Annotated in this window: 24 protein-coding genes; 10 read left to right on the top strand and 14 right to left on the bottom strand. The window is 64.6% G+C overall.

What is annotated here, in order from left to right:
- Nucleotides 1–25: 25 nt before the first annotated feature.
- Nucleotides 26–829, bottom strand: a complete 804-nt coding sequence (locus ABDB81_RS13410) for a DNA-3-methyladenine glycosylase (RefSeq protein ID WP_160471881.1) — start codon at nt 827–829, stop codon at nt 26–28.
- Nucleotides 826–2,223, bottom strand: coding sequence for a cysteine--tRNA ligase (cysS, locus tag ABDB81_RS13405; RefSeq protein ID WP_137926287.1), 1,398 nt, complete (start codon nt 2,221–2,223; stop codon nt 826–828). Before cysS ends, ABDB81_RS13410 begins: the two co-directional genes overlap by 4 nt.
- Nucleotides 2,224–2,433: 210 nt before the next feature.
- On the opposite strand from cysS, the gene ABDB81_RS13400 reads away from it, so the two are divergent.
- The 4 genes from ABDB81_RS13400 (at nt 2,434) to ABDB81_RS13385 (ending at nt 5,228) form a co-directional block, all read left to right on the top strand.
- On the top strand, nt 2,434–3,126 hold the full coding sequence (locus ABDB81_RS13400) for a tetratricopeptide repeat protein (protein ID WP_346811506.1): 693 nt from the start codon (nt 2,434–2,436) through the stop codon (nt 3,124–3,126).
- 78 nt (nt 3,127–3,204) lie between these two features.
- A complete protein-coding gene (locus ABDB81_RS13395; protein ID WP_137926285.1) occupies nt 3,205–3,825 on the top strand; it encodes a peptidylprolyl isomerase in 621 nt (206 codons plus the stop codon).
- Between the two features lie 39 nt (nt 3,826–3,864).
- The gene (locus ABDB81_RS13390) at nt 3,865–4,365 is read left to right on the top strand and encodes a peptidylprolyl isomerase (protein WP_137926284.1); all 501 of its coding nucleotides are present in this window, start codon (nt 3,865–3,867) and stop codon (nt 4,363–4,365) included.
- A 74-nt stretch (nt 4,366–4,439) separates the two neighbouring features.
- Nucleotides 4,440–5,228 carry a UDP-2,3-diacylglucosamine diphosphatase gene (locus tag ABDB81_RS13385; protein WP_346811503.1) on the top strand — a complete coding sequence of 263 codons (789 nt, stop codon included), beginning with the start codon at nt 4,440–4,442 and terminating at the stop codon, nt 5,226–5,228.
- On the opposite strand, the gene cysE is transcribed toward ABDB81_RS13385, so the two are convergent.
- Both cysE and ABDB81_RS13375 read right to left on the bottom strand, forming a co-directional pair.
- Nucleotides 5,229–5,972, bottom strand: coding sequence for a serine O-acetyltransferase (gene cysE, locus ABDB81_RS13380; protein WP_137926282.1), 744 nt, complete (start codon nt 5,970–5,972; stop codon nt 5,229–5,231).
- A 298-nt stretch (nt 5,973–6,270) separates the two neighbouring features.
- On the bottom strand, nt 6,271–7,182 hold the full coding sequence (locus ABDB81_RS13375) for an RNA methyltransferase (RefSeq protein ID WP_346811501.1): 912 nt from the start codon (nt 7,180–7,182) through the stop codon (nt 6,271–6,273).
- A 229-nt stretch (nt 7,183–7,411) separates the two neighbouring features.
- On the opposite strand from ABDB81_RS13375, the gene ABDB81_RS13370 reads away from it, so the two are divergent.
- Nucleotides 7,412–8,245 (top strand): inositol monophosphatase family protein, encoded by an 834-nt coding sequence (locus tag ABDB81_RS13370; RefSeq protein WP_137926280.1) that lies wholly within the window; start codon nt 7,412–7,414, stop codon nt 8,243–8,245.
- A 20-nt stretch (nt 8,246–8,265) separates the two neighbouring features.
- On the opposite strand, the gene ABDB81_RS13365 is transcribed toward ABDB81_RS13370, so the two are convergent.
- The gene (locus ABDB81_RS13365; protein ID WP_346811499.1) at nt 8,266–8,763 is read right to left on the bottom strand and encodes a pilin; all 498 of its coding nucleotides are present in this window, start codon (nt 8,761–8,763) and stop codon (nt 8,266–8,268) included.
- A gap of 609 nt (nt 8,764–9,372) precedes the next feature.
- On the opposite strand from ABDB81_RS13365, the gene mutS reads away from it, so the two are divergent.
- Nucleotides 9,373–11,979 (top strand): DNA mismatch repair protein MutS, encoded by a 2,607-nt coding sequence (gene mutS / locus ABDB81_RS13360; RefSeq protein ID WP_346811618.1) that lies wholly within the window; start codon nt 9,373–9,375, stop codon nt 11,977–11,979.
- Complete coding sequence (locus ABDB81_RS13355; RefSeq protein WP_346811498.1) at nt 11,976–13,049, top strand: hypothetical protein; 1,074 nt, start codon at nt 11,976–11,978, stop codon at nt 13,047–13,049. Before mutS ends, ABDB81_RS13355 begins: the two co-directional genes overlap by 4 nt.
- Nucleotides 13,050–13,188: 139 nt before the next feature.
- On the opposite strand, the gene ABDB81_RS13350 is transcribed toward ABDB81_RS13355, so the two are convergent.
- Complete coding sequence (locus tag ABDB81_RS13350; RefSeq protein ID WP_346811496.1) at nt 13,189–13,716, bottom strand: peptidylprolyl isomerase; 528 nt, start codon at nt 13,714–13,716, stop codon at nt 13,189–13,191.
- Between the two features lie 11 nt (nt 13,717–13,727).
- Here ABDB81_RS13350 and ABDB81_RS13345 point away from each other — a divergent pair, with 11 nt between their 5' ends.
- Together ABDB81_RS13345 and ABDB81_RS13340 are read left to right on the top strand one after the other, a co-directional pair.
- Nucleotides 13,728–14,936 (top strand): cupin domain-containing protein, encoded by a 1,209-nt coding sequence (locus ABDB81_RS13345; RefSeq protein ID WP_346811494.1) that lies wholly within the window; start codon nt 13,728–13,730, stop codon nt 14,934–14,936.
- A 198-nt stretch (nt 14,937–15,134) separates the two neighbouring features.
- The gene (locus tag ABDB81_RS13340) at nt 15,135–15,371 is read left to right on the top strand and encodes a hypothetical protein (protein WP_084003951.1); all 237 of its coding nucleotides are present in this window, start codon (nt 15,135–15,137) and stop codon (nt 15,369–15,371) included.
- A 97-nt stretch (nt 15,372–15,468) separates the two neighbouring features.
- On the opposite strand, the gene ABDB81_RS13335 is transcribed toward ABDB81_RS13340, so the two are convergent.
- From ABDB81_RS13335 to ABDB81_RS13305, 7 genes are all read right to left on the bottom strand, one after another.
- Nucleotides 15,469–16,257 (bottom strand): MBL fold metallo-hydrolase, encoded by a 789-nt coding sequence (locus ABDB81_RS13335; RefSeq protein WP_137926276.1) that lies wholly within the window; start codon nt 16,255–16,257, stop codon nt 15,469–15,471.
- A gap of 70 nt (nt 16,258–16,327) precedes the next feature.
- Nucleotides 16,328–17,575, bottom strand: a complete 1,248-nt coding sequence (gene bamC / locus ABDB81_RS13330; RefSeq protein WP_137926275.1) for an outer membrane protein assembly factor BamC — start codon at nt 17,573–17,575, stop codon at nt 16,328–16,330.
- A 58-nt stretch (nt 17,576–17,633) separates the two neighbouring features.
- Nucleotides 17,634–18,518 (bottom strand): 4-hydroxy-tetrahydrodipicolinate synthase, encoded by an 885-nt coding sequence (gene dapA / locus ABDB81_RS13325; RefSeq protein WP_346811490.1) that lies wholly within the window; start codon nt 18,516–18,518, stop codon nt 17,634–17,636.
- A 137-nt stretch (nt 18,519–18,655) separates the two neighbouring features.
- Nucleotides 18,656–19,240 carry a class I SAM-dependent methyltransferase gene (locus ABDB81_RS13320; RefSeq protein ID WP_346811488.1) on the bottom strand — a complete coding sequence of 195 codons (585 nt, stop codon included), beginning with the start codon at nt 19,238–19,240 and terminating at the stop codon, nt 18,656–18,658.
- Nucleotides 19,241–19,283: 43 nt separating this feature from the next.
- The gene (locus tag ABDB81_RS13315; RefSeq protein ID WP_137926272.1) at nt 19,284–19,949 is read right to left on the bottom strand and encodes a site-2 protease family protein; all 666 of its coding nucleotides are present in this window, start codon (nt 19,947–19,949) and stop codon (nt 19,284–19,286) included.
- A gap of 106 nt (nt 19,950–20,055) precedes the next feature.
- Entirely contained in the window at nt 20,056–20,691 is a 636-nt protein-coding gene (locus ABDB81_RS13310) for an L-threonylcarbamoyladenylate synthase (RefSeq protein ID WP_137926271.1), read from the bottom strand.
- A gap of 43 nt (nt 20,692–20,734) precedes the next feature.
- Nucleotides 20,735–21,580, bottom strand: a complete 846-nt coding sequence (locus tag ABDB81_RS13305; protein ID WP_137926270.1) for a 3',5'-nucleoside bisphosphate phosphatase — start codon at nt 21,578–21,580, stop codon at nt 20,735–20,737.
- A 118-nt stretch (nt 21,581–21,698) separates the two neighbouring features.
- On the opposite strand from ABDB81_RS13305, the gene ABDB81_RS13300 reads away from it, so the two are divergent.
- On the top strand, nt 21,699–22,760 hold the full coding sequence (locus ABDB81_RS13300) for an NAD(P)/FAD-dependent oxidoreductase (protein ID WP_346811485.1): 1,062 nt from the start codon (nt 21,699–21,701) through the stop codon (nt 22,758–22,760).
- 157 nt (nt 22,761–22,917) lie between these two features.
- On the opposite strand, the gene ABDB81_RS13295 is transcribed toward ABDB81_RS13300, so the two are convergent.
- Complete coding sequence (locus ABDB81_RS13295) at nt 22,918–23,814, bottom strand: alpha/beta hydrolase (protein ID WP_346811483.1); 897 nt, start codon at nt 23,812–23,814, stop codon at nt 22,918–22,920.
- Between the last annotated feature and the right edge of the window lie 119 nt (nt 23,815–23,933).

Below are 23,933 nucleotides of genomic sequence, written 5' to 3'. Positions count from 1 at the left end.
ACAACAATAAGGGCTTACCCGGTGCCTAATACGTCACGGGTAAGGGATCAAGGCTACGCCACATGTACCACGTGGCAACCGTTCGCCAGGGCTCCCAGTTGGCCGCCACCTCGCGCGCTTCGCTGCGCGTGACCGGCTCGCCACTGAAATAATTGGCCGAGATCGCGTTGATCAATCCTACGTCGTCGAGCGGTAGCACGTTGGGACGCGTCAGGTTGAACATCAGGAACATTTCCGCCGTCCAGCGACCAATGCCACGGATCTGCGTCAACTCGGCGATCACGGCCTCGTCATCCATGCTAGCCCAATCGTCGACATGGACACTGCCCGACTTGAAATGCTGGGCCAGATCGGTGATGTACTCGGCCTTGCGCTTGGACAAGCCGCAGCCAGCCAGTTGCTCGGTGCCCGCCTTCAGGAACTGGGCAGGCGTCACGCGCGGACACAGCGCCGCCAGCCGGTCCCAGACCGATTGCGCAGCCTTGACCGAGATCTGCTGGCCGACGATGGCTCGCGCCAGCGTGATGAACGGATCGCCGCGCGACACCAGATGCGCGGGGCCGTACGTCGGAATCATCTTGCGCAGGATGCGGTCGCGCTTCATCAGGTCGGCGCAGGCTTCGTCCCAGTAGGCGGGACGCTCGGCGTCGATGACGGTCTCGACCGGTAGCGGAACGGCATCCGCTTCGGGCAGCGCTGGCTTGCCTCGCGTGCCAGCCAGCCTGGCAGCCTTCGCGGCCGGCGCTTTCGGCGCCTGCCGGGCCGCGGCCTTTCCGGCAGGTGCCGGACCGGTAGCGGCAGTCTTTGGCTTGCGCGCGGCAGCGTTCAAGCACGCCTCCACTCGGTGGCGCCGCCCGGCTTGTCTTCGAGCACCACGCCGGCCTCCAGCAGCTCGGCACGGATGCGGTCTGCTTCGGCGAAATTGCGCCCGGCCTTGGCGGCCTTGCGTGCGGCGATCTGCGCTTCGATCTGCTCGCCGCTGAGCGCGCCCGCCACGCTGCCACCTTGCAGGAAGGTATGCGGATCGCGTTCCAGCAGGCCCAGCGTGCCCGCCAACGCCTTGAGCTGGCGCGCGGCCATGGCCGAGTGGGCGCCACTGGTGCGATTGACCTCGCTGGCCAGGTCGAACAGCACGGACACGGCGATCGGCGTGTTGAAATCGTCGTTCATCGCATCGGCAAAGCGCTTCGCATGGGCTTCTTCCCAATCCACGGCGCAGCCGCCGGGCTGCGATTCCTTGAGTGCCGTGTAGAGGCGCGTCAGAGCATGGCGGGCGTCGTCCAGGTGCGCATCGCTGTAGTTCAGCGGGCTGCGATAGTGCGCGCGCAGGATGAAGAAGCGCACGACTTCGGCATCGTATTCCTTCAGCACATCGCGGATCGTGAAGAAATTGCCGAGTGACTTCGACATCTTCTCGTCGTTCACGCGCACAAAGCCGTTGTGCATCCACATATTGACGAACGGCTTGCCGCTGGCCCCCTCGGACTGCGCAATCTCGTTCTCGTGGTGCGGGAACTGCAGGTCCGCGCCACCGCCGTGGATGTCGAAGTGCTCGCCCAGCAGCGTGCAGCTCATGGCCGAGCACTCGATATGCCAGCCCGGACGCCCGCTACCCCACTTGGAGTCCCACTTGCTTTCGGGCGGCTCGCTTGCCTTGGCGGACTTCCACAACACGAAATCGAGCGGATCCTGCTTGGCGTCGTTGGCGCTCACGCGCTCGCCAGCGCGCAGGTCTTCCAGCGACTTGCCGGACAACTTGCCGTAGCCCGGGAACTTGCGCACCGAGTAATTCACGTCGCCGTCGGCGGCGTGGTACGCCAGCCCCTTGGCCTCCAGCTTCTCGATGATGTTGAGCATCTGCGGCACGTACTCCGTGGCGCGGGGCTCGTAATCCGGACGGATAATGCCCAGCGCAGCCGCATCCTCATGCATGTACTGGATGAAACGGGTGGTCAACTGCCCGATGGTCTCGCCGTTCTCGGCGGCGCGGCGGATGATCTTGTCGTCGATATCGGTGATGTTCTGCACGTACGTCACCTCGTACCCGGCGGCGCGCAGCCAGCGGTGCACCATGTCGAACACCACCATCACGCGCGCGTGGCCCACGTGGCAGTAGTCGTACACGGTCATGCCGCACACGTACATGCGGACCTTGCCGGGTTCGATAGGCACGAGAGGCTGCTTTTCACGCGCGAGCGTGTTGTAGATGTTCAATTGCTGCATGAAGCGGATAGGAGTAGGTGACAGCGGTAGGTGACGGCGCGACGAACACGTGCGCCATGGCGCGCAGGCCCCATATCTTACCGGAAGCTTTCGGGTCCGGCCGGGGCGCGGGCCGCGCTGCGGACCGGCAACCCAGCGGCGCGTGCTGCACGCCGCGCCGCTTTGCTAGAATGCCGCGGAGTATAACGAACCGCCACGATCTGCCTCTACATGCGCCTGCCTCTGCCCATCCTGCACTTTGCCGCTGCCCGCCGTGGCGCCCCCCTCTCCGCGCTGACCGGCGCCCTGGCGATGGCTGCCACGCTGACGGCCATGCCGGCCGTCGCGCAAAACGGGCCGGTGTCGCTGGAGGCCCCCGCCGCGCCGCCTAGCGGGCTGGCATCGGCAGATCCCGGCATGGCGCCCGCCCAGAAAGCCGTCAACGACAAGCGTTACGAAGACGCCATCAAGGGTTTCGACAAGGTACTGGCCGAGAATCCGCGCAACGTTCAGGCCCGGTTCCAGCGCGCATGGGCCCTGGCCAAGCTGAACCGCGACGATGAAGCCGTGCAGGCATTCTCCGAAATGGCACAGGATTTCCCCGAACTGCCAGAACCGCATAACAATCTTGCCCTGCTCTACGCCAAGCGCGGAGATCTGAAGCGCGCCGAGGCCGAACTGCTGTTGGCGTTGCAGGCCAAGCCAGACTACGCCATCGCGTCGAGCAACCTGGGCGACGTCTATCGCCGGCTGGCCCAGCAGGCCTATGGCGAAGCCGTCCGCCGCAACCCCGCAGATACGCGTGCCGCCGCCAGCCTGCGCCAATTGCAAGGCGCTGAGGCTACGTCCGCCGCACCGGCCAGCGCGCCCGCTGCGGCGCCTGCTGCGCCCGCGTCGCGCGGCAAGACTCCCGCTGCACGGTAATCAGCCGCCGGGTTCTGCCGCCTCCCTTTTTAGCTCTCTCTGATCGACTGCTTTTGTTCTGAATTCCGGAGTCCAGACATGACCTTCTCCCGCCGCTTTTCCCGACGCATGGCCCTGACCGGTGCCCTGGCCGCCGCAATCGGCCTCAGCCCGCTGGCCGCCCTGGCCCAGGGCGCCAGCCCGGCAGCCGCCGCGCAGAAGACCGAGCGTGTGCAGTTCACCACCAGCGCCGGCAAGTTCACGATCGAGGTGTACCCCGACGCGGCGCCGAAGACCGTGGCCAATTTCATGGAATACGTGAAGAGCGGCTTCTATACCGGCACGATCTTCCACCGCGTGATCAACGGCTTCATGGTCCAGGGCGGCGGCTATGACCGTGACATGAAGGAAAAGCCCACGCGCGCCCCGATTCCGCTGGAGTCCCAGAACGGGCTGAAGAACAAGACGTACACCGTGGCCATGGCGCGCACATCGAACCCGAACTCGGCAACCGCCCAGTTCTTTGTCAATGTGGTGGATAATCCGAACCTCGACTATCCGCAGCCCGATGGCAACGGCTATGCCGTATTCGGCAAGGTGGTGGAAGGCACCGATACGATCGACAAGATGAAGACCACGCCGACCACGGCCTACGGCGCCATGCGCAACGTACCGGCCACCCCGATCGTGATCGAGTCCGCCACCGTCGTCACCAAGTAATATCCGCAACCCGAACACCGAACACCGAGAGGTAACCCCATGAGCAAGGTACAACTCCAGACGACGCAAGGCGTCATCACCATCGAACTGGATGCCGAGAAGGCCCCGAAGTCGGTGGAGAACTTCCTGTCGTACGTGCGCAAGGGCCACTATGACAACACGGTCTTCCACCGCGTGATCAAGAACTTCATGATCCAGGGCGGCGGTTTCGAGCCGGGCATGAAGCAGAAGGACACTGATGCCCCGATCGAGAACGAAGCCGGCAACGGCCTGAAGAACGATCGCTACACCGTGGCAATGGCCCGTACCAACGCGCCCCACTCGGCTACCGCCCAGTTCTTCATCAACGTGGTGGACAACGATTTCCTGAACTTCAGCTCGCCCACGCCGCAAGGCTTCGGCTACGCCGTGTTCGGCAAGGTCGTGGAAGGCACTGACGTCGTGGACGCCATCAAGGGCGTGCGCACCGCCAGCTCGGGCTTCCACCAGGACGTGCCGATGGAAGACGTCGTGATCCAGAAGGCTACGATCGTCGAGTAATTCTGGCAACCCGTGCCATCCGATTGCGGGCATGCCGCTCGTGGTGAACAAGTCAACACGCCCATCCGACACGCATGACCGCAACCACCCACACGCCGGTGGCCGCACCGATTCCGGTGCAGGCGCCGGCGTGGTTCATTTCCGATCTGCACCTGACCCCTGGCATGCCCCGCACGCTGGAGGCATTCGACCAGGTATTGAGCGACGCCGCGCGACACGCAGGCGCCTTGTTCATCCTGGGCGATTTCTTTGAATTCTGGGTCGGGGACGAGGAGACCGACACGCCGTTTGCGGCAGGCGTGGCCGCTGCGCTGCGCCGTGTGGCCGACGCCGGCCTGCCGGTCTACCTGATGCATGGCAACCGTGATTTCCTGATCGGCAAGCGCTTTGCCGCCGCCGCAGGCGCCACGCTGCTGCCCGATCCCTCCATCATCGACTGCGCCGGCCGCCGCGTGGTACTGAGCCACGGCGACATGCTCTGCACCGATGACGAGCGCTATATGCGCTTCCGGCGCTGGACACGCAAGCGCTGGGTGCAACGGCTGTTCCTGATGTTGCCGCTTTCCACGCGGCTTGGCATTGCGCGGCGCCTGCGCGCCGACAGCGAGGCCGGCCGTGCACGCCAGCCTGCCGATGCACCGCCGCCCACCTATGGCGATGCCGCGTCCGAAGCAGTCGAGAAATTGCTGACAGACAGCGCCGCCAGCACGCTCGTCCACGGCCACACGCACCGGCCGGCCCTGCACGCGCACACTGGTGGTGAACGGTGGGTGCTGACGGATTGGGATCTCGACGGCCGCCACCCACGTGCCGCCGTGTTGCAGCTCGGCGCCAGCGGTTTCAGCGTGCTGCCGCGCGCCTGACTACTTCATCATCTTGCGCAGTTCGCTGGCATCGAAACGGTCGTTCGGGGTGTTCTCGAGATGTTCGCCAAGGCGATCGAGCGCGGCCAGCACGGCCTCGATGCGGTCATGCTGCTTGGCCGCATTGTCGATCAGGCTCTTGAGGGCCAGCGACACTGGATCGTCCGCATTCGGCGTGATGCCGTAGGCCGAGAACTCCTGCTTCGCGCCCTGCTGCGAGGCCGGCGCATCGGGCATGATGATGCGCGCCGGAATACCTACCGCAGTCGCACCGGGCGGCACCGGTTTCAGTACCACGGCATTCGAACCCACGCGGGCGCCATCGCCCACCTCGAACCCGCCCAGCACCTTGGCGCCGGCACTGACCACCACGCCCGTACCCAGCGTCGGATGCCGCTTCTGCCCCTTGTAGAGCGACGTGCCGCCCAACGTCACGCCCTGGTAGATCGTGCAGTCATCGCCAATCTCGGCAGTCTCGCCAATCACCACGCCCATGCCGTGGTCGATGAACACACGTCGCCCCAGCTTTACCGCCGGATGGATCTCGATGCCGGTCAGGAAGCGCGACCAGTGCGAAATCCAGCGCCCCAGCCAATGGAATCCGGACCGCCAGCAGGCATTGGCCACGCGGTGGAACATCACGGCATGCAGGCCCGGATAGCAGGTCAGCACCTCGAGACGGCTGCGCGCGGCGGGGTCCCGCCGCATGATGGCGTCGATTTCTTCCTTCAGGCGAGTGAACATCTTTGTCGTGTCGTGTTGCCGCGCCGATGCGCCATCCATGCAAGAGCACGACGGTCGCCGGCGCGGTCATAAGCGGTAAGCGGGTACTGCGCTCTGTGCGGCCGTGGGGGGACGGTCCGGTCGCATGCGAGCAGCGAGTGTAAGAGATTTGCGAGCCTGCCGCCGCCCCTGACGCTGTCAGGGCCTTTGGGGTCGCAGTGCCCTCAACATCGATCCGGCAGCCGGCAACAGCCGCACGACCCCAGATGGCGGGAGGCGCCTCGGGTATCGTCGTGCGGTGCGAATGCCGGGTAGAAATTCACGGATGGATGTCCTTGTCGATATCGTCGTCAACCTGCCCTGCAGCGTCCGCGCCGGCGGGCTTGCCGCCCGTCAGCAGCATCCGCTTGGCGATGCCGCGCAGGATGTTGACCTCCTCGCGCTCCAGGCCGGCGCGGGCAAACATCCGGCGCAGGCGCGGCATCAGCTTGCGCGGATTGGCAGGATCGAGAAACCCGATGGCCGCCAGCCCCGCCTGCAGATGCCCGAACATCGATTCGATCTGCTCGGTCGTGGCAGGCTCACCAGAATAGCCGATATTGGGCGTGGCGTCCGAGGCCGCCTCGCCGCGCGGCACTTGCCCATCGAGCAGCGCCAGGCGCATTTCGTAGGTGATCAACTGCACCGCCTGCGCGAGATTCAGCGAGCTATAGGCCGGATTGGCCGGGATATGGGTCACGGCGGAGCAGCGCAGCACCGCCTCGTTGGGCAGGCCATAACGCTCGTTGCCGAACACGAAGGCGATCATGGCTGCGTCGTCCGCACCGGCCAGCACCGTGTGTGCCTGCGCCGCCGCCGCACGCGGCAGCAGGCGGGGCGGGCCGAATTCACGCTGGCGCGCCGTCATCGCGACGGTAAAGGCCGTTCCGGCCAGCGCGGTCTCGATATCGGGGACGATACGGGCGCCCGCCAGCACATCGTCCGCGCCACTGGCCATGGCCACGGCATCGGCATGGGCCAACACATCAGGCTCGCGCGGCGACACCAGCACAAGGCCGCCCGGCGCTGCACCGAAGCCCATGGTCTTCATCGCACGCGCCACCGAACCCACGTTGCCCGGGTGGCTTGTCTCCACGAGCACCACACGGACCCGGGAAAAAATGTTTCCCGGATCACACGATGCCGGGGATGCCGGATCTGGTCCGGCCGATTGATTCAACGCTTCAGTCATTTGGGATGGCCCGTCGTCACCGATTACCGCATCGAGGCGTGCGGCGGGCCGGGTTTCCTATACAATGCTGCCTTCAATTTGCGGCGCGTCGCCAGAACCGGCGGCGCCCCTCGTTCTTCTACAATCCGTTGTGTTGTTCGGCCAACGCCGGGCATTCGCGCATTCCTGACCACCATGCTGGCGGGGACGCCGCGCGATCCATGCCTTGCTGCGCCGTCTGGAGAGATTCATGCATCCGATGCTCAATATCGCCGTCAAGGCGGCCCGCAAGGCGGGTTCCATCATCAACCGTGCGTCGATGGACGTCGACCTGGTGCGCGTTTCGCGCAAACAGCACAACGATTTCGTGACCGAAGTCGACCGCGCAGCCGAAGCGGCGATCATCGAGATCATCAGCACCGCCTACCCCGAGCACGCCATTCTAGCGGAAGAGTCCGGCCAATCCTGGGCCGAAGGCGAAGAGCAGAGCGAATTCACCTGGGTCATCGACCCGCTCGACGGCACGACCAACTTCATCCACGGCTTTCCCCAATACGCGGTTTCGATCGGCCTGCTGCACAAGGGCGTACCCTCGCAGGCGGTGGTCTACGACCCCACGCGTGACGAACTGTTCACGGCCAGCAAGGGCGCCGGCGCGTTCCTGAATAACCGCCGCATCCGCGTGACGCGCCGCGACAAGCTGGCCGACTGCCTGATCGGCACGGGCTTCCCGTTCCGTGATCTCGACGGCATGGACGAGTACCTCGAAATCTTCTCGCTGATGACGCGTAGCTGCGCTGGCCTGCGCCGCCCGGGCGCCGCAGCGCTGGACCTGGCCTATGTGGCCTGCGGCCGCCTGGATGGCTTCTTCGAAACCGGCCTGAAACCGTGGGACATGGCAGCCGGCATGCTGCTGATCACCGAGGCCGGCGGCCTGGTGGGCAACTACGCTGGCGAATCGCGCCAGATGGAACAAGGCGAAGTGCTGGCCGGCAACCCGAAGGCATTTGCGCAGATGGTGCGCCTGCTGACGCCGTTCTCGCTGGACAACGCCAAGCCGAAGCTGAAGCCGATCCAGGACTGATCTTCGCCGGGGGGGCGCCGTCAGGCGCTCCTGTCGAGGGTACAGGCCGTGGGCAGGTAGTTCTGTTTGAAACCATCGCTGCCGCCTCGCACCGCGCAGTTCCACGTCCCATCGGTCAGCCGCCCCACCGTGATACGCGTGTTGCGGGCGGCCACATGCACATCGCCATCCAGCAACACCACGATGGCACCAGACCCATCCGCGTTGAACACGAAAGTATTGGGCGTGGCGGTCAGCGGCGACTGGATATAGCCCAGTGCGTCCCTGGCATCGGGGAATGCATGCACGCCGTGCTGCAGCCGCTCCTCCACCGGGATCTTGTAGGCCGATGCCTCCCAGAACGCTCGCGCCACCTGCGCCTTGACCGTGTAATCCTGGTAGGTCGGGATGGCAATGGCGGCCAGGATCCCGATGATTGCCACCACGATCATCAATTCGATCAGCGCAAAACCCCTTTCGAGCCTGCCGCGCTTTCTTTCGGATTGTTCCGGTCCGATTCCCGCTTTCTTGCTGCGCATACGTACTCGTCCCGTTGTCGGCGTTTTGTTGGATTCGTGCCGGTGCCTGCGGTCCTATCCAAGCTTTGTGCCATGTCTGAACGACCCCGGAAGTGACAAATTCTGTCCGCCGGTCACGTCGCGCGTACCTTCGGGCTGACAAGTTCGATGTGCGCTGCCGGACCAGGTGACAAATCCCGGCATGCTGCACTTCGCCAAGAAGCGTCCCACCAAAAATTCGTCAGAGGCGAAACGTCTCATTCAAAAATGAGAATCCGCCGCATGGGCCGAGGGTTGACCAGGCAGTAAAATGCCGCTTTGCGCCACGGAAGGAATGGCTTGGCCGCGCGGATGCCCCGAGGCATCCGGACGTACCGCCAGCCATCCCCGATGTGGCAACCGATACACCGGCGGCCCTGCCAGACCGCCCGCGAGGAACGCATGTCCGCAGAAACCCTTTCCAACCTTCCCGCAACCGACAGCGCCACGGTCGGCGACAACCGCTCTGACGCCGTTGACGCAATAGCCACCCAAGGCGACTCGGCTGTCCCGGAACATTCCGAGAAGCCGGCCAAGACGGCCAAGGTGGATAAAGCGGCCAAGTCCGGGCAAGCCGAAAAACTCTCCCCGATGATGCAGCAGTACACCGGCATCAAGGCGGACCACCCGGACACGCTGCTTTTCTACCGGATGGGCGACTTCTACGAGCTGTTCCATGACGACGCCGAGAAGGCCGCTCGGCTGCTCGACATCACGCTGACCGCACGCGGCCAGTCCGGTGGCGTACCCATCCGCATGGCGGGCATCCCCTTCCACTCGGCGGATCAGTACCTCGCACGACTGGTCAAGCTGGGCGAATCCGTGGCGATCTGCGAGCAGATTGGCGACCCGGCCACCAGCAAGGGGCCGGTCGAGCGCAAGGTCGTGCGAATCGTGACGCCGGGCACGTTGACCGATGCCGCGCTGCTGTCGGACAAGGTCGACTCGTTCCTGATGGCCGTCCACCAGCAGACCACGCGACGCGGCGTCAGCAAGACCGGTCTTGCATGGCTGAACCTCGCCAGCGGCGAACTGCGGCTGATGGAATGCGATGGCGCGCAACTGTCGCGCGAACTGGAACGTGTCCGCCCCGCCGAACTGCTTTACGCCGATGGCATCGAACTGCCCGCCCTGGCCTGTGCGCGCACGCGGCTGCCCGAATGGCATTTCGACCAGGAAGCCGGCACGCGGCGCCTGCGCGAGCAGATCGGTGTCGCCAGCCTGGAGCCGTTCGGCTGCGCAGGACTTGGCGCGGCACTGGGTGCTGCGGGCGCGCTGCTCAACTACGCGGCAAGTACGCAGGGCCAGTCCTTGCGCCACGTGCAAGGCGTGACCGTCGAGCGCGAATCGGAGTTCGTGGGCATCGACACCCCCACGCGCCGCAATCTCGAACTGACCGAGACGCTACGCGGCGGCGAATCGCCCACGCTGTTCTCGCTGCTCGACACCTGCTCCACGACAATGGGCAGCCGCGCGTTGCGGCACTGGCTCCATCATCCGCTGCGCGATCCGGCACTGCCACGTGCCCGTCAGCAAGCCATTGGCGCGCTCATCTCACAAGACCCCGACGCTGTCCGGTCGCATCTACGCAAGCTGTGCGACGTCGAGCGCATCACGGCGCGGCTCGCACTGCTGTCGGCACGGCCGCGAGACCTGTCGGCCCTGCGGGATACGCTGCGTGGCCTGCCGCTGGTACAGGCCAGTGTCACCTTGGCCGATGACGCCGCGCTGCTGGCCGAGACGCTCGAGGAACTCGATGTCCCGCAAGACTGCCTGGATCTGCTGGCGAGCGCCGTGGCAGACGAGCCGTCGACCGTGATTCGCGACGGCGGCGTGATCGCGCGCGGCTATGACGCGGAGCTCGACGAACTGCGCGACATCTCAGAAAACTGTGGGCAATTCCTGATCAGCCTGGAAACCCGCGAGCGCGAACGCACCGGCATTTCCAATCTGCGCGTCGAGTACAACCGCGTGCATGGCTTCTATATCGAGGTCACGAACGGACAAGCCGACAAGGTACCCGACGACTACCGGCGCCGCCAGACGCTCAAGAACGCCGAGCGCTACATCACGCCAGAACTGAAAGCCTTCGAGGACAAGGCGCTGTCGGCGCAGGACCGTGCGCTGGCACGCGAGAAACAGTTGTACGAGGCGCTGCTCCAGACGCTGCTGCCGCATATCGGCAGCCTGCGTCGCGTGGCCGCCGCGCTGGCGCGTCTCGACGTGCTGGCCACGCTCGCGGAGCGCGCGCGAACGCTGGACTGGACACAGCCGGAACGCGTGACCGAGAACGTGATCGACATCTCGCAGGGCCGGCATCCGGTGGTCGAGGGCCAACTGGCGGCGGAGTCGGTCGCGTTTATCGCCAATGACTGCCACCTCACGGAGGCGCGCAAGCTGCTGCTGATCACCGGCCCGAACATGGGCGGCAAGTCGACGTTCATGCGCCAGACCGCGCTGATCGTGTTGCTGGCCTGCGTGGGCGCCTGGGTGCCCGCACGCCGCGCCGTGATCGGTCCCGTCGATCGCATCTTCACGCGCATTGGCGCCGCCGACGATCTGGCGGGCGGGCGCTCGACGTTCATGGTCGAGATGACCGAGGCCGCCGGCATCCTGCACAACGCCACACCGTCGAGCCTTGTCCTGATGGATGAAATCGGACGCGGTACATCGACGTTCGATGGCCTGGCACTGGCGTGGGCCATCGCGCGGCACCTGCTGTCGCACAACCGCAGCCATACGCTGTTCGCCACGCACTACTTCGAATTGACGCAGCTGCCGCAGGAGTTCCCGCAGGCCGCCAACGTCCACCTGTCCGCTGTGGAGCATGGCGACGGCATCGTGTTCCTGCATGCGGTGCAGGACGGTCCGGCGAGCCAGAGCTACGGCCTGCAGGTGGCGCAGTTGGCTGGCGTGCCACAGCCGGTGATTCGTGCCGCGCGCAAACATCTGGCGTGGCTCGAACAGCAGTCGGCCGATGCCACGCCGACACCGCAGATGGACCTGTTCGCCGCACCGGCCACGCCGCTGGACGACGAGATGGAAGTTCCCGCGCCGATGCAGACACAGGTCATGGGCGAATCTTCCGCTGCGCTCGACGCGTTGGAGGAAATCGATCCGGACAACCTGTCGCCGCGCGATGCGCTGGAAGCGTTGTACCGGCTCAAGACGCTCGCGCAGTCCGCTACCCGGCCATGACGGCACCTTGCCCGACTGGCTCGACCTGCCATGGCCGGCGCGCGCTCGGCGTCGCGCTCCTGACCGTCGTATGCAGCGCGTGGCTGAGCATACCCGGCCCGGCCTACGCCGCTCGTACCACTGCGGTTCGTCCCCCGCCCGCGCCGGTGGTCCAGCCGACGCGTATCGGACTGATTGCCGACGTGCCGCAATGGCCGGAGGCCGAGACTGACGCCTCTGCGCTGTTCGATCTGATGAACGCCCGACAGATGGCGCTGATCATCCATGCAGGTGGCATCAAGGGCGATACCGAATCGTGTGCGGACACCATTCTGGGTGCGCGGCAGCGCGTGCTGGATGACTCGCCTGCCCCGCTGCTCTTCGTGCCCGGAGAAACCGACTGGGCCGAATGCCACAAGCCCGTCAACGGCAAGTTCGACGCCGTTGAGCGCCTGAACCGCCTGCGCGAACTGTATTTTCCGGTGGACACGACGCTGGGCCGTCGAACGCTGCCGGTGATCCGGCAGTCGGACCAGGCGATGTTCCGCAGCTTCCGCGAGAACGTGCGGCTGATAGTGGGTGGCGTGATGGTAGTGGGCCTGAACCTGCCCGGCGACAACAACCACTATCGGAGCGAGGGCGGCCGAAACGGCGAGTTCGAGGACCGTCGCGAAGCCAACCGGCAATGGCTGCATCGCGCGTTCTCGGTGGCCAGGCAACGCGACCTGCCCGGCATCCTGGTGGTGGCGCATGCCGACCCGGAGTTCGGGAATGGTTGGGAAAAGCGCGGAAAGCCGTCGCTGCTCGATGGCTTCATGCGACGTGGCACCCGCGACGGCTATCTGGAATTCAAGAATCAGATGCGCGAACTCAGCGCAAAATTTCCGGGACAGGTGCTGCTGATACACGCCAGCGACAGCGGCTTCAGCATCGACAAACCCCTGAAGGACAAGGACGGCAAGATCCTCGGCAATTTCACGCGCGTATCGCTCCCGATCGGGACGCCATCCCGTTGGGTCGAATTGACTGTCACGCCCAACACACGATCGGTTTTCCAGGTGACGCTGCAGGATGGGCCGAAAAACAACTGACCAGGATCAAACGAAGTGGATGGCAGACAAACAGTCTGCGCAGCCAAGCAAAAAGCCGGCAAATGCCGGCTTTTTGCTTGCTTCTTGCGATGACCTGTCGCGTATCGCCCGGAAGATTCGTAAGGGAATCGAGAGTGGATCAGTGCAGCGTGCGCGGGCTTTCGCCGTCGTCGTCTTCGTCGACGACTTCGATGCCCGAGGCACCGTGGGCGTGGCCATGCTCGACTTCGTCGTCGGTGGCTTCACGCACTTCGGAAACTTGCAGCCAGAAACGCAGGGCCATGCCGGCCAGCGGGTGGTTGCCGTCAAGCACCACCTTGTCTTCCGCCACATCGGTCACGGTGTAGACGATCGTATCTTCATCGTCGCCGTCTTCGGGTACGCCCTCGAACTGCATGCCAACTTCGAGCGGCTCGGGGAAGCGGTCACGCGCTTCCACCTTGACCAGCTCAGCGTCGTAGTCGCCAAATGCGTCTTCGGGTTCGAGCTGCAGCTGGGTTTCGAAACCGACGTCGTGGCCGTCCAGCGCTTCCTCGATCTTGGGGAACGTGCCATCATAGCCGCCGTGCAAATAGACCATGGGCTCATCGGACTCTTCGATCAGATTGCCCTGCGCGTCCGACAGCTTGTACATCACGGACACCACCGTGTTCTTAGCGATTTTCAATTCTTGACTCCATGAGCGATTCCGCATTATACGCGCAGGCCCTGCCTGCGGGACCCATTGATCCTGACGCGCCGCTCACGCTGCTCGGGGGCATGACACCCGCGGCATTCATGCGTGACGTCTGGCACCGCAAACCGTTGCTGATTCGACAGGCCGTGCCTGGAATCGTGCCCCCAGTGTCGCGCGAAGCGCTTTTGGAACTGGCGGACCGCGACGATGTGGAATCGCGGTTGGTGTCGTACTTTCGCAACCGCTGGAAGCTCGAACATGGACCCTTCTCGGAGGACAACCTGCCGTCACGAAAGACTGGCAAGTGGTCCCTCCTGGTCCAGGGCGTGAACCTGCACAACCAGGCCGCGGCAGACCTGATGAGCCAGTTCCGCTTCGCGCCCGATGCACGGCTCGATGACGTGATGATCAGTTACGCGACCGATGGCGGTGGCGTGGGACCGCACTTCGATTCCTATGACGTGTTCCTGCTGCAGGTATCGGGCCGGCGCCGCTGGCGGATTTCGTCACAGACGAAGCTCGACCTGATCCCCGACATGCCGCTCAAGATCCTCGCCGACTTTACCGCCGAAGAGGAATGGGTCCTGGAGCCAGGCGACATGCTCTACCTGCCGCCGCAGTATGCGCATGACGGCGTGGCCGAAGGCGAGTGCATGACCGCATCCATCGGCTTCCGCGCCCCCACCTACCGTGAACTCGCCGGGCACTTTCTGGCCTGGTTGTCCGAGACCGTGGAAACCAACGAAGGGCTCGATGGCCGCTATGCCGACGCAGGCGAAAAGGCCACATCGACCCCGGCAAAGCTCCCGGCCGGGCTGGCCCGCGCCGTGACGGAGCGGCTACAGGCACTACGCTGGAACGCCGCCCTGGTCTCCGAGTTCCTGGGCAGCCACCTCTCCGAGCCCAAGGCGTCGGTGCAGTTCAACGAGGTCGAAGAGATCACGTTGAAACAGTACCTGAAGCTGGCCAAGGCGCATGGCGTGGTCCTTGCTCCCGGTACGATTGCGCTCTACGACCGCACGAGCTTTTTCCTCAACGGTGAAGCCTACGAGCCGCCGCCGACGCTTGCGATGTGGCTGCAACGTCTGGCGGACAATCGTCAACTGACCGCAAAGGAAGTCAACGCATGCGCTTCACTGCCGGACCTGATGGACACATTTCATGACTGGACCATGGAAGGTTGGCTGCAATTGGCACCTCCTTCGGTGTAATAATGCGTAACAGGGCGAACCAGAAGATTTCGGCTATACACAAGCCGGGGAAACGCGGATATAATCGCCCGCTGGCTAGTACTGTGGACCACTGCACGGTCGGCACCCGGGAGAGCCTATATTTGCAGTACAAGAGCGATAATTACCGGTAATTATTCATCGCCTGTTTTCGTTTTATTAAAAGTTAAAGGACGAACAATGAAGAAGTCTCTCCTGATCGCATCCCTGCTGGCTGCAGTTGCTCTGGCCGCCTGCGGCAAGAAGGAAGAAGCAGCTGCTCCGGCCGCTGACACGGCAGCTTCGGCTCCGGCTGCTGCCGCTCCGGCTGCTGACGCATCGGCTCCGGCCGCTGCTCCGGCTGCTGACGCATCGGCCCCGGCCGCTGACGCCTCGGCCCCGGCTGCTGACGCTTCGGCTCCGGCTGCCAAGCAGTAATCGGATTCTTCCGATAAAAAAGCCGACCTTCGGGTCGGCTTTTTTATTTCCGGATTATGTCGGAACCCCACCAAATACAAGGTTGCCGACTGCTGGATTATGACCGCACGGACTGCCAGCCCAACCCCTCGTCCTGATCCGCGATGAGAATGTCCTGAGCCAGGACACCCAGCACCCCAGCGAGCGCATCCCCCACCAGTTCTCGCGTGTTGTTCTGCTTGCTCAAATGGGCCGCCACCACGCCTGAGAGCTGTGGATGGTTGACCTGGGACAGAATGCTGGCAGCGATGTCATTCGCCAGATGGCCGAAATCGCCGCCGATGCGACGCTTCAGCGAGTACGGATAGACCGAATTGCGCAACATTTCACGGTCATGATTGCACTCCAGGACGAGTGCATGAACGCCCGCCAGCCGCGCCGTCACATACGGCGTCTCCATGCCCGCATCGGTGAGCACACCCAGTCGCACCTGGCCATCGGTAAGTACAAATTGCAATGGCTCGCGCGCATCGTGCGGCACTGTATAGGGGTGGATCTGCAAGCCGCCGACGGAGAACGCGTGGTCGGCGCAACACACCCGGACATCCGCCGCGTCGGCGCCTCGCATGTGCGAGGTCGCCAGCCAAGTGCCATGGCTCGTATGCACGGGCAATTTGTGACGGGCTGCGAACGCGTACGCCGAGCCGACATGGTCGCCATGCTCATGCGTGACGAGCACCGCGTCGAGCTGATCGGGCGTGACGCCCAACCGCTCCAGCCGCCGCGCAGTCTCCTTGATGCCAAAACCGCAATCGAGCAGCACCCGCGTGACCGCAGTGCCTTCCGTGGCTTCTATCAGCAGGGAGTTGCCGTCGCTGCCGCTCCCCAAAAAAGCAAAGCGCATCATCGATGCGCTCGCTGGGGAAGATGCCCGACGGCGGGCGCCGTCGGCATCGAACCAATACAAACTACGGTCATCAGTGCAGCTGTTCGTCGAGCAGCGACAGAATCCGCTTGCCGATCTCGGTGTTCTCCGGCTGGCCGGCATCGTTCTGCACAGTCACCGTGGTGCCCGTACCGCTGCCCTTCAGCGACACGCGATACTTCTTCGCGGTCTTGCCATCGTTGGCCTTGGTGAAGATCTTCGAGAGGAAGCCACGATCATCCACAGCCTGCTTCGGGTCCACGTAGCGCACGTAGTACAGGCCCTGCGCACGGTCGCGGTCTTCCACTGTGAAGTTCACGCGGTCGAGCGAAAGACCCACCGAACGCCAGGCGCGATCGAACGGCTCCGGCAGTTGCAGCGCCGGAGCGCCATTGACCTGCGACAGGAACGACTTGCCGTCGCCCTGGCTGGCCGCAGCGCCCGTAGCAGCGCTGGCGGCAATGCCGGTCGCTGCGCCCGACGGTGCCGGCGCAGCGGCTGCTGCGTTGCCCACCGGGGTCGGATTCTTGGCCATCAGGTTGGCCTGCTCCTTCTGCACGCCGAGGCGCTGGGCCAGACGCGAGAGGAATTCGGCTTCCAGTTCCGGATCTGCCGGACGCGGCGTCCATACGGTCGACGACTTGTCTACGCCCGTCAGTTGCTCCTGCGCACCACGGTGGCTGATGAACACTTCGAGCTGGCCGTTCTGGGCACGCTCGACGCGCGTGCGGAACTTGTCGCGCTCAGACGTCGAGTACAGGCCGTCGAACACCTTGCCGATGGTGTTGCGGATGATGTCCTGCGGAATCTTGGCGCGATTTTCCGCCCAATCCGTTTCCATGATGCCGGTCTGCGGCGAATCCTGTGTCAGCAGGAAGCCGTTTTCCTGCCAGAAGCCGCGCAGCGACTCCCACAGCTGATCGGCACGCATGCCGTTGCTGACCACGAGCCAGCGCTGATTGCCGTCGCGCTCCATGCGGATGCCCTGGGCGTTCGGCAGCACGTTGGCGCCGGGTTCGGCTTCGCGAGTCTTGGTGGCCTGCTGGTAGTTCGACAGCGTGGACGTGCCCGCAGCGTCAGGCACCGTGTAGCGGCGGTCGCCATCCAGCTTGGTCAGGTCCGGCGGAATGTCCAGCGATGCGGTCTTCTTGCCCTGGGACTTGTAGTCGATCTTGTCGGGCTGCATGGCCTCGTTGATGCTGCTGCAGCCAGCGGCCAACAGGGTCAGGGCCAGCACGGGCGCAACCACGGCGACACGGCGGACTTGCGTCGCGCCGCGACGGTTAAGCTTCTGTTTCATTGACACGTAATCCTGGTTTCAAGAATCGGCGAATAGCCGAACGTTCAGCCGGCGAATCTCAGCCAAGCAGGCCGGCCGCTGCCAGCGCGCGGCGCACGGTTTCATGCTGCCCATCAGCCAGCGGGGTCAGCGGCAGGCGGATACCGCCGGCCATCTTGCCCATCTGCTGGAGTGCCCACTTCACCGGAATCGGATTGGCTTCCACGAACATCGCGCGGTTCAAGCCGATCAGTTCCATGTGCAGGCGGCGGGCCGTGACGACATCGCCCTTCAGTGCCGCCACGCACATCTCATGCATCTTGCGCGGCGCCACATTGGCGGTGACCGAGATATTGCCATGACCGCCCAGCAGAATCAGCGCCACTGCGGTGGGGTCATCGCCACTGTAGATGGCGAAGCCTTCCGGGGCGTCCTTGATCAGTTGCGCGGCGCGGTCGATATTGCCCGTGGCTTCCTTGACACCGACGATACCCGGTACCTGCGCCAGGCGCAGGATGGTGTCGTTGGCCATGTCCGCAACGGTGCGGCCAGGCACGTTGTACAGCAGCACGGGCAGTTCCACGGCTTCCGCAATGGTGCGGAAATGGCGGTACATGCCTTCCTGGGTCGGCTTGTTGTAGTACGGCACGACCTGCAGCGATGCATCGGCACCCACCTGCTTGGCGAAAGCCGTCAGTTCGATGGCTTCGCGCGTGGAGTTGCCACCGGTGCCGGCGATGATGGGCACGCGGCCCGCAGATTGTTCGACCGCCACGCGGATCAGTTCGCAGTGCTCCTCGACGTTGACCGTCGGCGACTCGCCCGTGGTACCCACGATCACGATGCCATCGGTGCCTTCTGCCGCGTGCCAGTCGATGAGGGCGCGCAAGGCCGGGTAATCCAGGCTGCCATCCTCATGCATCGGGGTGACGATGGCCACGATGCTGCCGGTAATCTGTGTCATAGCTCAAGGAATCGGAAATTCGAAACAACCGGGATTGTACCGGAACCGTCAGGCGCTCCGGACCCCCGACGATGAGGGAAAACGTGAGCACGCGTAACCGCTGGTCCGGCCAGCGGCACAAGGGGCGCGCGGGCGCGTCACCCGGGCAGTCTGTAGCGTGGCGGCGCCGCCGCGCCAGAAGCGTCGGCGGCCTCGGAAACCGCACAAATCCGCTGCACGAAGGCCAGTTTCGGCGACTCCACCAGACCCTCCTCGAAACCCACGACGCGCAGCCGCCCATGCGTCACATCGAGCAATTCGCCCGGCTTCAGCAGGAACTCGGGCCGCGATGGTTTGCCAATCGTCTCGTTGCCGGCGGCGAAGGTTTCATAGATCAGCACGCCGCGCGGCGCCAGCGCATCGAGCAGGTGTGCCCAGAGCGGCCTATGCAGATAGTTCGTGACGACGATGGCATCGAAAGTACCCGCATCCGCCAGCGGCCAGCTACCCAGTTCGAGGTCCGCCACCCGCCCTTGCACGGATGCAGGCAGGCGGGCGATCGCTTCGGCATCGCGGTCCACAGCCAGCACGCGGAAACCCTGTTCCGCCAACCAGGACGCGTGCCGGCCGTTGCCGCAGGCCAGGTCAAGCACCCGGCCGCCCGGCTGGATCAGGTGGGTCCAGCGGACCAGCCACGGTGAGGGCACGGTGGGTGGGACAGGCGTGGGATGCAGAAGCGTCATGGGGACAAACCGGGGAAATTCGATTGTCGAGAAGGCGGCGGCGTTACTGAAGAACCATCAGCACGGGTTTCAGCATCAGCTCGACCATCGACAGCAGCACGGTCATCACGGGCTGCATCCAGATCTGCGTGATCACTCCGGCCGCCACCAGCGCCAGCACGATGAAAATACCGTATGGCTCGACCTTGCCCACGGCTTCGGCGGCGCGGCGCGGCAGGAAGGCGGTCAACACCCGGCCGCCGTCGAGCGGGGGAATCGGAAACAGATTGAACGCGGCCACTACCGTATTGACGATGATGCCGGCGCGCGCCATCTGGCTCCAGAACGGCTCCTGCACATGACCCACCGCCAGCGCCAGGGCAACCAGCGCCCACAGGAACGCCTGGATGATATTGCTGGCCGGACCCGCCAGCGCCACCCACATGCCATGCCAGCGCGGATTGCGCAGGTGGCTGAACACCACCGGCACGGGCTTGGCAAAGCCGAACACGAACTGGCCGGCCGTGAGCACATACAGCAGTAGCGGAACGGCCACCGTGCCGATCGGATCGATATGGCGAATCGGATTCAGGCTCACGCGGCCCAGCAGCCAGGCCGTGTCGTCGCCGAAGTATTTCGCCACGAAACCATGGGCGGCCTCATGGAGCGTGATGGCCAGCAACACCGGCAGGGCATAGACCGCAATGGTCTGGACGATCGAGGAATCCATCAGGTCATTCTAGAGGGCTGGTGACCAGCATAACTGCCGGCCGTGTCGGCGCATTGTGCGGTATGTATCAAATAACGGGATGGATCAGCGCCGCATGGGCGCCCTTTCAAACGGCGGCATCCAGACCAAAACGCTCGATATCGCCCCGTCCGGCGCGGATCAGCTCGGGCTCACCACCGGTCAGGTCGATCACGGTGGTGGGCTGCGCCGGCGCTGCGCCGCCGTCGATCACCAGATCGAGCTGCCTTTCGAGCCGTGCCCGGATCTCGGCCGGATCGTTCATGGGCGCCTCGTCCCCCGGAACCTGCAGCGTCGCCGAAATCAGTGGCTGACCCAACTCCGCCAGCAGCGCCAGCGGAATCGCTTGGTCCGGCACCCGCACGCCGATTGTCTTGCGCGCGGGATGCGATAACCGTCGCGGCACTTCCTTGGTGGCTTCGAGGATGAACACGTAGGGCCCCGGCGTAGCACCCTTGATCCAGCGGTACTGCCGGTTATCGACCCGCGCAAAGTTGCCGAGTTCCGACAGATCGCTGCACATCAACGTCAGATGATGCCGGTCGTCAATACCGCGCAGCCGGCGCAGGCGCTCCACGGCTGCCTTGTCGTCAAGCGGGCAAGCCAGCGCGTAGCTGGAGTCCGTGGGCAGCGCGATCAGGCCGCCCTGGCGCACGATCTGCGCAGCCTGCTTGATCAGGCGCGACTGCGGGTTGTCGGGATGGATCTCGAAGAACTGTGACATGAAGCGCGGAAATCCCCAGCGTACGTTGGATGCGTTGGATGGCTTACCAGTTGTGCCAGATCGGCGTGACGGTCGAGGGCAGCGGCGGCAGCGTCCCAAGTTCCACGCGGCCCTCGCCGGGTCCGTGGAAATCGCTGCCGCGCGAGGCCATCAGTCCGTAGTGCCGCGCCACGTCGACATACCGCCGGTACTGGTCCGGTGTATGGCTGCCGGTGACCACCTCCACGGCGCGGCCACCCAGTTGCGTGAACTCATCGAATAGCGCGTCGTGCTGGGTATCGGTGTAGTTGTAGCGGCCCGGATGCGCCATGACCGGAATGCCGCCCGATGCGCGAATCCAGCCGATTGCCTCGGCGAGCGTGGACCAGCGGTGCGGCACGAAGCCCGGCCGGCCTTCCGAGAGATATTCGCTGAACACATCGCTGATGGTCTTGCAGTAGCCTTCGTCTACCAGCCAGCGCGCAAAGTGGGTGCGCGAAATCAGGTCAGGGTTACCGACATGGCGCAGGGCGCCCTGGTAGGCGTCGGCAATGCCGATCTTCGCCAGCGCCTCACCGATATCCTGCGCACGGCGCGCACGGCCATCGCGCGTGCGCGCCAGCCCGTCAATCAGTTCCGGATGGAACGGGTCGATCTGCAGGCCCACGATATGCACGGTTTGCCCGGCCCACGTGACCGAGATCTCGACGCCGGGCACATAGCGCATGCCGAGTGCCTCGGCTGCGGCGCGCGCCTCGGTCTGGCCGCCCACTTCGTCATGGTCGGTCAACGCCCAGAAGGCCACTCCGCCTGCGTGCGCCCGTGCGGCCACCTCGGCGGGCGCGAGCATCCCGTCGGACACGGTGGAGTGGCAGTGCAGATCGGCGTTGATGGCGTGCGGGTTTTGCATGGCGATCATTCTACTCCCGGCAGGGGTTTTTGGCCCTGTCGCTAGCGGTGGCGTTGTACGGATGGCGAACTAGCGCGAGGTATGATGGGCGCCTGTTTCGCTCTGCCCTGCCTCTGCCATGTCCGCCACTTCCTCCGATACTTCCGACACCACCCAGACCGACGTACTGATCATCGGTGCAGGGCCGGTCGGCCTGTTTGCGGCCTTCCAGGCCGGCGTGCTGGGGCTGCGCTGCGAGCTGATCGACGTGCTGGACCGCGCGGGCGGTCAATGCACCGAGCTCTACCCTGAAAAGCCCATCTACGACATTCCGGCCGTGCCAGGCTGCCTGGCACAGGATCTGGTGGACCGGTTGCTCGAGCAATGCGCGCCATTCGATTTTCCGATGCACTTTGGCCAGCGCGCCGAATCCGTGACCGACATCACCGGCGCCGACGACCACCCGCGCCTGCTGGTGACCACGGATACCGGCAAGCGCTTCGACGTGACGGCGGTGCTGATCTGTGCCGGCGCCGGAGCTTTTGCGCCGCAGCGCGTCTCGCTGCCCGAGGCCGCAGCGCTGGAAGACCGTCACGTGCATTACGCCGTGCGCGATGTTTCGCGCTTCTCCGGCAAGCGCGTGATCGTGGCCGGTGGCGGCGATTCCGCGCTGGACTGGGCCATGGCGTTGCGCAAGGTGGCCTCGCGCGTGACGCTGCTGCACCGTCGGGAGGGTTTCCGTGCAGCCGATCACACGGTGAACGCCATGCGTGCATCGGTAGCGGCTGGCGAGATGGACTTCGTAGTCGGCATGCTAGGCAGCCTGCAGACCGATGACGCAGGCGCGCTGGCGAGCGCGGGCATCAAGTCGCGCGATGGCGACCAGACGATTGCCGCCGACGAACTCGTGGCGCTCTATGGACTGGTATCCGAACCTGGTCCGATCGCCCACTGGGATCTCGACATGCACGCGGGCCGCATCCATATCGACAACACCACAACCTATGAAACCTCGCGTCGCGGCATCTTTGCGGCGGGGGATATTGCGGTGTATCCGAACAAGCAGAAGCTGATCCTGTCGGGGTTCCATGAAGCCGCGCTGGCGTTGCGCAAGGCGTACCACTACGCCTTCCCCGACAAGGCGCTCGTGCATATGCATACGAGCAACAATCCGGGGTTGAAGGCGAAGTTGACGCAGTAATCTTCTCGCGGAACTAACTCCCCTCTCCCGCGCGCGGGAGAGGGGTTGGGGGAGAGGGCCGGAGGTTCTGCTTGCCAGCTTGTCGCAATTTGAAATGCTAGCCCTCTCCCCCGCCCCTCTCCCGCCATGCGGGAGAGGGGAGAAAACCGCCGGCAAACTAGAGCTCCAAAAACCCCTCGATCAACCCCGCCACCACCTTAGGCTGGTCGTGGTGCAGCATGTGCCCTGCATCCTCCACGATGACCTCCCTGAAGTCCGGGAACGCGCGGAAGCGCTCCCTGAATTCCTCGATGCTCTGCTTGTGGGCGATGTGCTTGAGCGTCTCCGAGTCTCGCGCTTCCACGTGTAGCACCGGCGCTGTGACCTTTTCCCAGATGGCCATGATCTCGTCGATCCGGTACAGCGTGGGATTGGTCATCTTGTGCGCGGCGTCGCCAAGGATCTCCCAACGGCCCTCATCGTTACGACTCGACCAGTGCGCGGCCAGAAAGGCGGCGCGGTCGTCTGGCAGTCGTGGGTTGGTCTTCTGCAGCCGCGCGGCCACCGCGGCCTGGCTCTCGTAGGTTTTCAGCACCGGCGCCTCGCGCAGTTCGTCGAGCCAGCGCGCCAGGCGGCCTGGCGCCTGGTCCGGACGCGTGCGCGTGAGTCCGAAACCCTCCAGGTCCACCACGCGGCGCACCCGCTCTGGCCGCACGCCGGCATAGATGCAAACCACGTTGGCGCCCATGCTGTGGCCCACCAGATCCACCTGCCCTTCCGGCTGATAGTGGTCGAGCAGCGCTTCGAGGTCGGCCACATAGTCCGGGAACCAGTAAGACCGCGTGCCGGGATGGCGCGTGGGGTATTCGGTCTCGCCAAACCCGCGCCAGTCCATCGCAATGACGTGCCAGTCGCGCTGGAGTTCATCGACCAGGAACTGGAACGAGGCCGCCACATCCATCCAGCCATGCAGCATGAAGAGTTTGGCCGCGCCGGGTTGTCCCCAGTGGCGGACGTGCGTGCGCAGCCCACGCAGCGTGATAAATTCGGAACGCGAAGTTTCCGTGATGGTCATGGTGTCTACCCTCGGTGCCCGGGTCTTCTGATGCGCGTGCAGCGGTTGGGTATCCACCGCACAGCCGCCCGGATAAAAAATAGAACGATCGTTCGCTCGGCGGATTATAGCCACAACAG

Source organism: Cupriavidus sp. DL-D2 (genome assembly GCF_039710735.1).
Taxonomy (GTDB): Bacteria; Pseudomonadota; Gammaproteobacteria; order Burkholderiales; family Burkholderiaceae; genus Cupriavidus.
The sequence above is the reverse complement of the archived record's forward strand: the minus strand, read 5'-3'. Positions and strand labels throughout refer to the sequence as shown.

What these genes read in the sequence shown, in the direction of transcription:
- cysS (WP_137926287.1), bottom strand. Translation starts at nt 2,223, where the DNA reads ATGCAGCAATTGAACATCTACAACACGCTCGCGCGTGAAAAGCAGCCT.
- ABDB81_RS13400 (WP_346811506.1), top strand. Translation starts at nt 2,434, where the DNA reads ATGCGCCTGCCTCTGCCCATCCTGCACTTTGCCGCTGCCCGCCGTGGC.
- ABDB81_RS13395 (WP_137926285.1), top strand. Translation starts at nt 3,205, where the DNA reads ATGACCTTCTCCCGCCGCTTTTCCCGACGCATGGCCCTGACCGGTGCC.
- ABDB81_RS13390 (WP_137926284.1), top strand. Translation starts at nt 3,865, where the DNA reads ATGAGCAAGGTACAACTCCAGACGACGCAAGGCGTCATCACCATCGAA.
- ABDB81_RS13385 (WP_346811503.1), top strand. Translation starts at nt 4,440, where the DNA reads ATGACCGCAACCACCCACACGCCGGTGGCCGCACCGATTCCGGTGCAG.
- cysE (WP_137926282.1), bottom strand. Translation starts at nt 5,972, where the DNA reads ATGTTCACTCGCCTGAAGGAAGAAATCGACGCCATCATGCGGCGGGAC.
- ABDB81_RS13375 (WP_346811501.1), bottom strand. Translation starts at nt 7,182, where the DNA reads ATGACTGAAGCGTTGAATCAATCGGCCGGACCAGATCCGGCATCCCCG.
- ABDB81_RS13370 (WP_137926280.1), top strand. Translation starts at nt 7,412, where the DNA reads ATGCATCCGATGCTCAATATCGCCGTCAAGGCGGCCCGCAAGGCGGGT.
- ABDB81_RS13365 (WP_346811499.1), bottom strand. Translation starts at nt 8,763, where the DNA reads ATGCGCAGCAAGAAAGCGGGAATCGGACCGGAACAATCCGAAAGAAAG.
- mutS (WP_346811618.1), top strand. Translation starts at nt 9,373, where the DNA reads ATGATGCAGCAGTACACCGGCATCAAGGCGGACCACCCGGACACGCTG.
- ABDB81_RS13355 (WP_346811498.1), top strand. Translation starts at nt 11,976, where the DNA reads ATGACGGCACCTTGCCCGACTGGCTCGACCTGCCATGGCCGGCGCGCG.
- ABDB81_RS13345 (WP_346811494.1), top strand. Translation starts at nt 13,728, where the DNA reads ATGAGCGATTCCGCATTATACGCGCAGGCCCTGCCTGCGGGACCCATT.
- ABDB81_RS13340 (WP_084003951.1), top strand. Translation starts at nt 15,135, where the DNA reads ATGAAGAAGTCTCTCCTGATCGCATCCCTGCTGGCTGCAGTTGCTCTG.
- ABDB81_RS13335 (WP_137926276.1), bottom strand. Translation starts at nt 16,257, where the DNA reads ATGATGCGCTTTGCTTTTTTGGGGAGCGGCAGCGACGGCAACTCCCTG.
- bamC (WP_137926275.1), bottom strand. Translation starts at nt 17,575, where the DNA reads ATGAAACAGAAGCTTAACCGTCGCGGCGCGACGCAAGTCCGCCGTGTC.
- dapA (WP_346811490.1), bottom strand. Translation starts at nt 18,518, where the DNA reads ATGACACAGATTACCGGCAGCATCGTGGCCATCGTCACCCCGATGCAT.
- ABDB81_RS13320 (WP_346811488.1), bottom strand. Translation starts at nt 19,240, where the DNA reads ATGACGCTTCTGCATCCCACGCCTGTCCCACCCACCGTGCCCTCACCG.
- ABDB81_RS13315 (WP_137926272.1), bottom strand. Translation starts at nt 19,949, where the DNA reads ATGGATTCCTCGATCGTCCAGACCATTGCGGTCTATGCCCTGCCGGTG.
- ABDB81_RS13310 (WP_137926271.1), bottom strand. Translation starts at nt 20,691, where the DNA reads ATGTCACAGTTCTTCGAGATCCATCCCGACAACCCGCAGTCGCGCCTG.
- ABDB81_RS13305 (WP_137926270.1), bottom strand. Translation starts at nt 21,580, where the DNA reads ATGCAAAACCCGCACGCCATCAACGCCGATCTGCACTGCCACTCCACC.
- ABDB81_RS13300 (WP_346811485.1), top strand. Translation starts at nt 21,699, where the DNA reads ATGTCCGCCACTTCCTCCGATACTTCCGACACCACCCAGACCGACGTA.
- ABDB81_RS13295 (WP_346811483.1), bottom strand. Translation starts at nt 23,814, where the DNA reads ATGACCATCACGGAAACTTCGCGTTCCGAATTTATCACGCTGCGTGGG.